Genomic DNA, 8,512 nt, shown 5'->3' on the forward strand with positions numbered 1-8,512 from the left:
CCCCGGGGGAGGCRCCGCCGTCGTGGTGTTCGGGCCGCGCAAAGCCGCAGCCTATTCCTTTTCGGGTTCGCGGAATTCATCCGCGTCCAGGGGCACGACCGGCTGCTCGTCACCCAGGAAATCCTCCGCATCCAAGGGAACGAGCCGGTCGGCTTCTTCCAGCACCTCCTCGTCCCCGCTTTCGGCGTCGCCAACCGGGGCATCCTCTGCGAAGTCGTAGGCGGGGTCCGACTCCACGGAGTCCCTGCCCGGCTGGTCGGCCTTTGATCCGGTGTTGTCCATGGTGCAACCTCCGTGCGCTCGCGCTGCGGCAGACTGTTGCGAACCGCCCGGACCCAGTGCCGGCGTCCGGGAACAGCCGGGCGGACCTGCCGGAGAACCCGCCCTGGCCCTAATTCGAACACCGCCCGCGGCAGGGGGTCAAGGGCCCTTTCGGCCGGCCGGGGCGGGCCGCAGCGCACACCACTTTTACGGCCTGCCTAAACTTTCTGCTGAGGATTGCCAGCCGAAAAACCGCGGATTTACGCGGTACGCTGGAGTCGCAATGGGGCCGGTTCATGCCCCATCAAGCCCAGGAGTTTTTGTGTCCCAGCACGCCCAGTTCGACCCCACCCATCGCGACCAGGCCTCCGGCGCGAAGGCCGGCGCAGGGTCTCCCGCCGACTTCCCCGCGACGGCCGCCGACATCAAGCGCTGGCGGCAGTATCTCGCCGACGAACGGGCCGAGGCCAGCGTCTACCGCGACCTCGCGCAGAACCGCAGCGGCGAGGAACGCGACATCCTGCTGGCCCTGGCCGACGCCGAAGGACGCCACGAGGCGCACTGGCTGCAGCTGCTCGGCGAGCGGGCCGGCAGGCCGCGGCCCGCTTCGCTCCGAAGCCAGCTGCTCGGCTTCCTGGCCCGGCACTTCGGCTCCGTCTTTGTCTTGGCCCTGGCCCAGCGCGCGGAGAGCCGCTCGCCCTACGCCAACGACCCCTCCGCCACCCCGGCGATGGTCGCCGACGAGCAGATCCACGAGGAAGTGGTCCGGGGGCTCGCGACCCGGGGCCGCAACCGGCTCGCCGGAAGTTTCCGCGCCGCCGTGTTCGGCGCCAACGATGGCCTGGTCAGCAATCTCTCCCTCGTGATGGGCATGGCCGCCTCCGGGGTCGGCAGCTCGGTGGTGCTGCTCAGCGGCGTGGCCGGTCTGCTGGCCGGGGCACTGTCGATGGGTGCCGGCGAGTTCATTTCCGTGCGGTCCCAGCGGGAATTGCTGGCGGCGACCCGTCCCACCCAGATCACGCTCGCGGCCGCGCCGCTGCTGGACATCGAACACAATGAACTCCTGCTCGTCTACCTGGCCCGGGGCATGTCGCGCGAGGCCGCCGAGCACCGCGTCGCGGAGCGGATGGGGCTGCTGGACTGCGACTGCGACCCGAGCCTGTCCCTGCGTCCGGAGCTACCCGAAGCGGAGGACCAGCACGAGGCCGTCGGCACCGCGTGGAGTGCGGCGGCATCGAGCTTCTGCTTCTTTGCCTCCGGCGCGATCGTGCCGATCATCCCCTTCCTGCTCGGGATGACCGGATTCACCGCGCTGGCGGTCGCCGCCGCCCTGGTGGGGATCGCGCTGCTGCTGACCGGCGGCGTCGTCGGCCTGCTCTCCGGCACCTCCCCCGCCAGCCGTGCGTTCCGCCAACTCGCCATCGGCATCGGCGCCGCCGCCGTGACGTATCTGCTCGGCCTGGCGTTCGGCGCGGTGGTCGGCTAGTGCACGATCCCGGGCTCCGGGACCGTAAGGGGCGGCGCAGCCGGGGCCGCCGCCCCTTACGGATTGCCCGGAACCTTTCGGCTGTGGTCCTGATCGCCGGGGCCGCGTTCCTGACTGCCGGGCTGGTCTACGGCGACCCCCGTTTTGTCGGGCTGTTTGCGTCCGCGAACGGACCCGGCGCGGGCTCGTCCGCCGGCACCCCGCGTCAGGGGACGGACCAGCCGGACACCCAGCCGTCTGCCAGCCCGTCGGCCCGGCAGGCCGGCGCACCCGAGGCCGCGGCTCCCCTGGACGGGGCGCACATGGCCGTCCCAACGCCGGGCTTCGAAGAGCAGGACCGGCCGATCGGCCGGCCACGCCCGCTTGCCTCCGCGAGCACCTCCTACAAGTTCCTGGCTACTAACCCCGACGGCGGTCCGGTGGGCTATTCCCCCTGCCGGCCGCTGCACTATGTGGTCAATTCAACGCTGGCGCCCCGGGGCGGCGGGCAGCTGGTGGACGATGCGATCAAAACGGTGTCCGAGGCGACCGGGATCAAGTTCATCAACGACGGCCCCACCGCGGAGGTCCCGTCCCAGTCCCGCGCCCCGTATCAACGGGAGGAGTACGGGGACCGGTGGGCGCCGGTGCTGATCGCCTGGACGACGCCCGAGCAGGCGCCGCAGCTCAAGGGCCCCGTGATCGGGACCGGCGGCAGCACGCACTTCAGCTTCGGCGACGGACCCAAGAGCTTCGTCACCGGGAGCCTGGAACTGGATGCCCCGCAGATCACCGAAGGCCTGGACCGCGGGGACAGCCCCGCGTACGCGACGGCCGTCATCCTGCACGAGCTGGGCCACGTGATGGGCCTGGAGCATGTCGACGACCCGAGCCAGCTGATGTACCCGGAGATCGGCGCGCCGGACGGGCTGGCCGCCGGTGACCTGACCGGATTGCACGCACTGGGCAGCGCCCAGTGCCGCAAGGACCTCTAGCTTTTCAGGACGGCGAGGGCTTCCTCGATGCCGTCCACCAGGAAGATCCGGTCTTCCATCCGCCGGCCCGCGGCGAGGCTCTGCAGCAGCGGCCAGGCCGGGAATCTCCGCAGCCAGTGTTCTTTGCCCACCAGCACCATCGGCGTGAGGGTCTCCGGGGCGCCGTAGTAATTTTCGCAGGCGTCCTGGAAGATCTCCTGCACAGTGCCGCCGGAGCCGGGCAGGAAGATGATCCCGCCGTTGCACAGCTCCAACAGGATCGCCTCGCGGATGGCGTTGGCAAAATACTTGGCGATGTGCGTGGCGAAGTAGTTGGGCGGCTCGTGGCCGTAGAACCAGGTGGGGATGCCCAGCGACGGTGTGCCGCCGGGCTGGCGTTCGACGACGGCGGCCGCGGCCCGCGCCCACGCCGATACCGAGGGCCGGAAACCGGGCACCGCGGCGAGCTCGCTCAAGGCCCGCTGGAAGTCAGCCTCGTCCGCCGCGCTGAGGTAGGCCCCCAGGTTGGCGGCCTCCATGGTGCCGGGGCCGCCGCCGGTGGCGACCACCCGGCCGTTCCGCGCCAGCAGCCTGCCCAGCTGCGCCGCCTCGGTGTACGCCGCAGAGCCCCGGCTGGCGGCGTGCCCGCCCATCACGCCCACCATGGTCCGGCCGCGGCATAACTCGGAACGGGTCAGTTCCTCGAGCGCGTCGCCGATCGAGTGGTCGTGCAGGGCCGCGGCGAGCGTGGCGTCCAGCCGGCGCCGCTGGCCCGGGCGGATGCTCCACTGGTAGACCCGAGCATCCAGGGTGTCCTCGTACCGGGTCTCGGCAATGCCGGCGTAGAGCTCCTGCGGCGTATAGAGCCGGCCGCGGTACGGGTCGAACGGCACCGCTTCCAGCTTGGGAAAGATCAGCGCGCCGCGGCCACGCAGCGAATCTTCCACGCCGTCGTCGAAGCTGCAGCCGAGGAAGATCGCCCCCGCCACGTCGAGGGACTCCAAGGAGCCGCCTCGGCCGCTCAGGTCCAGCGACTGGAGGTGCCAGCCGTGCATGGACCGGGCACCGGCGGCGACCAGCCGGTCGAAGCTGCCCAGGCTCTCAACCTCAAGGGTGCGCGGGCTCGGGTGCAGGCTGCGGGCAGCGCTCATCCGGGCCGCCTAGCCCCGGCCGCCCGCGGCGCTACCGGCGCTCCCGAGGTAGGAGTCGAGCTTGGCCAGGGTTTGCTCCAGGTTGGCCGGGTGCCGGCGGAGGTAGCCTGCCAGCCGCAGGAAGATTTTGCCGCGGACCTGCCGGGCGTCCCACTGCTCGGTGACGAGGGTGCCGGGCCGGCCGTCGGCGTCGGTAGCGGGCTCCAGCAGGTAACGCCAGACGTGGCCGTAGAAGTGGCGCCAGCCGATGCGGCGTCCTTCCTCGAACTCGCAGACGGTGTTGAGGATCTTGTAGTCCACTTTGACGTTCATTTCCATGCCGAACTTCGCGCCGAGGCCCAGCCGTTCCGGGCCTCGGGGCTGGACGCCCTTGACCGTGTCGGAACCGTCGATCACGCTGTGCAGGGCCGGAGTGGCGAGCACCTCGAAAATGGCTTCCGGGGCGGCCGCGATGAAGCGGTTGCGGGACACGAGATACCTGTTGTTCATCCGGCAATCCTAGCCCTGCGTTGTGACGCCGGAACCCTGATGCAGAATGAATCATGCAGACTCCAACGCGTCCCATCGGCGGCCGTCCCCGCATCGGCATCCCGGTCCGCCTCAGCAGTTCCTCCGGCTCAGATCCGCGGGTGGCCGAGGCCAACTTCCTCTTCGACTACATCGTTGACCTGGTGCGGGACGGCGGCGGTGAGCCCGTGCTGCTCACGGCCCCGGCGGGATTCGGGGACCTCGACGGCGTCGTGCTCCCCGGCGGCGGCGACCTTGACCCGCGGCTCTACGGTGAAGAGCCGGGCGGCACCTGTTACGACGTCAGCCCGGAACAGGACGCCCTGGACCTTGCTGTGGCCCGGGAGTCCGTCGACGCCGGGCTGCCGGTGYTSGGCATCTGCCGCGGGCACCAACTCCTGAATGTGCTCTACGGCGGCACCCTGGTCCAGGACATGTCTCCGGGTCACGTAGCGCACCGCGAGCCCGAACCCGCCCACGACGCCGGCCCCTGGGCCTGGCATGAGGTCGGGATCAACGCCGGATCGAAGGTGGCCGGGCTGTACGGCGCCGCGGCGACGGTCAAGATCGCGTCCGGGCACCACCAGGCCGTGGCCCGTGTGGCCGACGGACTGGTGGTGACCGCGACGGCGGACGATGGAACCGTGGAGGCGCTGGAAGACCCGGAGCGCTGGGTGGCGTCGGTGCAGTGGCACCCGGAGGCCCGGGAACTCCCCGCCGACGAGCGGCTGGCCCCGTTCCGCACCTTCGTGGACGTCTGCCGGAGCCGTCCCGGGGTCCGCTAGAGCCGCTGGAGCTCGGCGTCGTCCTGCGTGACCTCGGCCCGGGTGCTGTCCGGCCCGGGGACGGCGGCCGGTGCGGGCTGGCCGTCGTCGGCCGTCCCGGCGGCGGTCCCGGCGGCTCGCTTCGCGGCGGCAGCGGCAACTACCATCACGCCCAGTCCCAGCAGGCTGACGCCGGCGCCTGCCCAGATCGGCGCGGTGTAGCCCAGTCCGGCGCTGATGGTCACGCCGCCCAGCCATGCCCCCAGCGCGTTGCCGACGTTGAACGCGCCGATGTTGGCGCCGGAGGCCAGAGTCGGCGCGCTGTCGGCGTACTTCATCACGCGCATCTGCAGGCCCGGCACGGTGGCGAAGCCGAAGCCGCCCAGCAGCACCATGGACGCGATGGTCAGCGGCTGGCTGACGGCGGTGAATGCGAAGCCGACGAGCACCACCACGAGGGCCGCCAGCACAACCAGCAGGGTCCGGTCCACGTTCCGGTCCGCGGCCTTGCCGCCCACGGTGTTGCCGATGAAGAGTCCGACGCCGAAGATGATCAGCAGCCACGGCACGGTGGTGGCGGAGAAGCCGGTGACCTCGGTCAGGGTGAACGCGATGTAGGTGAAGGCGCCGAACATTCCGCCGTAGCCGAGGATGGTGACGAAGATCGACAGCCAGACCTGGCCGGAGCGGARGGCCCGGAGTTCGCCCCGTAATCCGCCAGAGGCGGAATCAGCGGCAGAATCAGCGGCAGGACCGGCGCCGGTTTGGCCCGCTCCGGTCTGCGGGACCAAGGTCAGGATGCCGACGAGGGCGAGCACGCCGATGGCGGTGATGGCCCAGAAGGTGGAGCGCCAGCCGGCGGCCTGGCCCAGCATGGTGCCGAACGGCACGCCGAGGACGTTGGCCGCGGTCAGCCCGGTGAACATGATGGCGATCGCACCGGCCTTCTTGGTGGGGCCAACCATGCTGGCGGCCACCACCGCGCCGATCCCGAAGAACGCACCGTGGGCCAGCGCGGCGATGATCCTGCCGACCATCATCAAGGCGTAGTCGGGGGCGATCGCCGAGACGAGGTTGCCGGCAATGAACAGCACCATGAGTGCCGCGAGCACCGGCTTGCGCTTGAGGCGGGTCACCGCCGCGGTGAGGAGCAGGGCCCCGACGACGACGGCCAGGGCGTAGCCGGAGATCAGCCAGCCGGCGCTGGCCTCGGTGACTTGGAAGTCTGCGGCCACTTGGGGCAGCAGGCCCATGATGACGAACTCGGTGAGTCCGATGCCGAACCCGCCGAGGGCGAGTGCGATCAGGCCGATAGGCATGGTTGGGCTCCTTCAAAACTGTACGGGGAGATCAAGAAAGCGTAAGCTAGTAGTTGCAGACGCGTTATTTATTGTTGCATACGCAATTATGACGCGCAAGCAACTATTTGTGGTTTGGCCGTATTTTCGTAGTCGCGGGCAGCGGCCAGGGCTGGAAGGGAGCAGTACAGATGGGCATCAAAGATGACGCCGTCGAGGTCCGGGCGCAAGGCTGGCGGACCCTGGCGGCACTGCACGGCTTGATCGAAACAGAGCTGGAACGCTCCCTGCAGGCCGCGGCGCAGCTTTCGGTGGTGGAGTACACCGTGCTGGACGCGCTGAGCCGGCAGGACGGCTGGCACATGCGGATGCAGCAGTTGGCCCGAGCCACCGCCCTCAGCCCCAGCGCCACCACGCGGCTGGTCAACCGCCTGGAGGACCGCGGCCTGCTCACCAGGATCCTCTGCGACGATGACCGCCGCGGGATCTACACCGAGCTCACGTCGACCGGAATCGCCCTGCTCGAGCAGGCGCGGCCGGTTCACGACAGCACGCTGGAGCGGGCGCTCGCCGAAGCGCAGGAGCTCCCGGAACTTGCCGCACTGGTGGCCGCACTCCCCCGGCTGCACGCCGCCGTTTAGCCGGACTTCACCGCGCCTGGCCGGACCGGCAGCGCTGGCCCTTGCCTGCCCCGGGTCGTCCGCGTACGGTTAAACAACCAACACATTGATCAACCTGAACGTTGATCATGGTAGTGTCGGATTTTGGAGCGTGACCCGATGGCTGAGGACGACGAACAACTCGACAGTGCTTTCCTGGCGCTGGCCGATCCCATTCGCCGCCGCATCATCGCCCGGCTCAGCCGGGGCCCGGCCACGGTCAACGAATTGGCGGAACCCTTCGCGATCACCAAGCAAGCGGTCTCGAAGCACATCCAGGTCCTCGAGCAGGCACAGCTCGTCACGCGAACGCGGGACGCCCAGCGACGGCCCGTCCACCTGAACCCCGCACGGCTGGAGGCACTCACCGCCTGGATCGACCGCTACCGGCTGATCCGCGAGGGACAGTTCCGCAGCCTCGATGCCGTGCTTGAATCTCAGGCCGCTGCAGGCGGCACCCAGGCAAAGGACTCATCATGAGCAACGCCCTCAAACTCACGGTTCCGGAAGGCTTGCCCTTCATCGACTTCGATCGGGAGTTCGATTTTCCCGTGGCCGACGTCTTCCGCGCCCACAAGGAACCTAACCTCGTGGCCCGGTGGCTCGGTCCGCGACGGCTCACCATGGCTGTGGACCATTACGACTTCCGCACCGGCGGCAGCTACCGTTACACGCACACCGGGCCCGACGGCGTCGCCCACGTGTTCAGCGGCGTCTTCCACACGGTCCGCGAGAACGACTTCGCCGTCCAGACATTCGAATACGGCGGCTACCCGGACGTGGTCAGCATCGAGTTCCTCACCTTCCACGACCTCGGCGACGGCCGCACCCGGCTGACCGCGCATGCGGTGTATCCCAGCCTGGAGGCCCGGAACGGCATGGCGCAGTCCGGGATGGAAGGCGGCCTGGCCGAAGCCTACGAGCAGCTCGAGGAACTGCTGGCCGGCGCGAAGGTCTGAAGGGCTTCATCCAGCACCCGGCCGAGGTTCGCGGCGTCGTGGGCGAAGCGGCCCAGGAAGAGTCCGTCCGCGGCGGTCAGTTGCGGCAGCAACCCGGGTCCCGCGCTGCCGCCGTAAATAACGGGGCAGGCGGAGCCGAGCCGTTCGCGGATCAGTTCCACGACCGCGTTGACGTACGCCGGCTCGGCGGGCCGGTCTGCCCCGATCGCCCAGACCGGCTCGTAGGCGAGGACAAGCCGCGGGATCAGGGGATCGTCGCCGCCGGCAGCGGAGTGGACCTGGCGTAGGCAAAACCCGGCTGCCTCTTCCGGGCTGACCCGCCCCGGCTCACCGATGCACAGCAGCGGCGTCAGCCCGGCGTCGACGGCGCCTCGCACCTTGAGGGCCACGACGTCGTCGTCCTCGCCGAACATTGCCCGGCGCTCCGCGTGGCCGATCTCCACCAGTGAGACGCCGAGTTCGGCCAGCATGCCG

General features: G+C 69.8%; 11 protein-coding genes. 6 read left to right on the forward strand and 5 right to left on the reverse strand.

The window, feature by feature from the left end:
- Window positions 1-51 precede the first annotated feature (51 nt).
- Window positions 52-282: a hypothetical protein gene (locus AB4Y86_RS06395; RefSeq protein ID WP_441401125.1), complete on the reverse strand. Its 231-nt coding sequence runs from the start codon at window positions 280-282 to the stop codon at window positions 52-54.
- A gap of 301 nt (window positions 283-583) precedes the next feature.
- Here AB4Y86_RS06395 and AB4Y86_RS06400 point away from each other — a divergent pair, with 301 nt between their 5' ends.
- A complete protein-coding gene (locus tag AB4Y86_RS06400) occupies window positions 584-1,747 on the forward strand; it encodes a VIT1/CCC1 transporter family protein (RefSeq protein ID WP_441401127.1) in 1,164 nt (387 codons plus the stop codon).
- A gap of 83 nt (window positions 1,748-1,830) precedes the next feature.
- Window positions 1,831-2,721, forward strand: a complete 891-nt coding sequence (locus AB4Y86_RS06405; protein WP_441401128.1) for a matrixin family metalloprotease — start codon at window positions 1,831-1,833, stop codon at window positions 2,719-2,721.
- Here AB4Y86_RS06405 and AB4Y86_RS06410 read toward each other — a convergent pair.
- Both AB4Y86_RS06410 and AB4Y86_RS06415 read right to left on the reverse strand, forming a co-directional pair.
- A complete protein-coding gene (locus tag AB4Y86_RS06410; RefSeq protein ID WP_441401130.1) occupies window positions 2,718-3,851 on the reverse strand; it encodes an LOG family protein in 1,134 nt (377 codons plus the stop codon). The genes AB4Y86_RS06405 and AB4Y86_RS06410 overlap by 4 nt on opposite strands.
- Window positions 3,852-3,860: 9 nt before the next feature.
- On the reverse strand, window positions 3,861-4,340 hold the full coding sequence (locus AB4Y86_RS06415; RefSeq protein WP_441401132.1) for a polyketide cyclase / dehydrase and lipid transport: 480 nt from the start codon (window positions 4,338-4,340) through the stop codon (window positions 3,861-3,863).
- 53 nt (window positions 4,341-4,393) lie between these two features.
- Here AB4Y86_RS06415 and AB4Y86_RS06420 point away from each other — a divergent pair, with 53 nt between their 5' ends.
- Window positions 4,394-5,143 carry a gamma-glutamyl-gamma-aminobutyrate hydrolase family protein gene (locus AB4Y86_RS06420; protein WP_441401134.1) on the forward strand — a complete coding sequence of 250 codons (750 nt, stop codon included), beginning with the start codon at window positions 4,394-4,396 and terminating at the stop codon, window positions 5,141-5,143.
- Here the strand turns inward: AB4Y86_RS06420 and AB4Y86_RS06425 are convergent.
- Window positions 5,140-6,441 (reverse strand): MFS transporter, encoded by a 1,302-nt coding sequence (locus AB4Y86_RS06425; RefSeq protein ID WP_441401136.1) that lies wholly within the window; start codon window positions 6,439-6,441, stop codon window positions 5,140-5,142. The two genes, AB4Y86_RS06420 and AB4Y86_RS06425, sit on opposite strands and share 4 nt — an antisense overlap.
- A 170-nt stretch (window positions 6,442-6,611) precedes the next feature.
- Here AB4Y86_RS06425 and AB4Y86_RS06430 point away from each other — a divergent pair, with 170 nt between their 5' ends.
- The 3 genes from AB4Y86_RS06430 to AB4Y86_RS06440 all read left to right on the forward strand — a co-directional run bounded on the left by AB4Y86_RS06430 (window position 6,612) and on the right by AB4Y86_RS06440 (window position 8,038).
- The gene (locus AB4Y86_RS06430; RefSeq protein WP_441401138.1) at window positions 6,612-7,061 is read left to right on the forward strand and encodes a MarR family winged helix-turn-helix transcriptional regulator; all 450 of its coding nucleotides are present in this window, start codon (window positions 6,612-6,614) and stop codon (window positions 7,059-7,061) included.
- 138 nt (window positions 7,062-7,199) lie between these two features.
- A complete protein-coding gene (locus AB4Y86_RS06435; RefSeq protein WP_441401140.1) occupies window positions 7,200-7,559 on the forward strand; it encodes an ArsR/SmtB family transcription factor in 360 nt (119 codons plus the stop codon).
- Complete coding sequence (locus AB4Y86_RS06440; RefSeq protein ID WP_441401142.1) at window positions 7,556-8,038, forward strand: SRPBCC family protein; 483 nt, start codon at window positions 7,556-7,558, stop codon at window positions 8,036-8,038. Before AB4Y86_RS06435 ends, AB4Y86_RS06440 begins: the two co-directional genes overlap by 4 nt.
- Here AB4Y86_RS06440 and AB4Y86_RS06445 read toward each other — a convergent pair.
- Window positions 7,996-8,512, reverse strand: a 517-nt coding sequence (locus AB4Y86_RS06445) for a triose-phosphate isomerase (protein ID WP_441401144.1), incomplete at its 5' end; no start/stop codon positions are given. The two genes, AB4Y86_RS06440 and AB4Y86_RS06445, sit on opposite strands and share 43 nt — an antisense overlap.

The sequence above is a fragment of the Arthrobacter sp. 2YAF22_2 genome (genome assembly GCF_052114645.1).
In the GTDB taxonomy this organism is placed as follows: Bacteria; Actinomycetota; Actinomycetes; order Actinomycetales; family Micrococcaceae; genus Arthrobacter.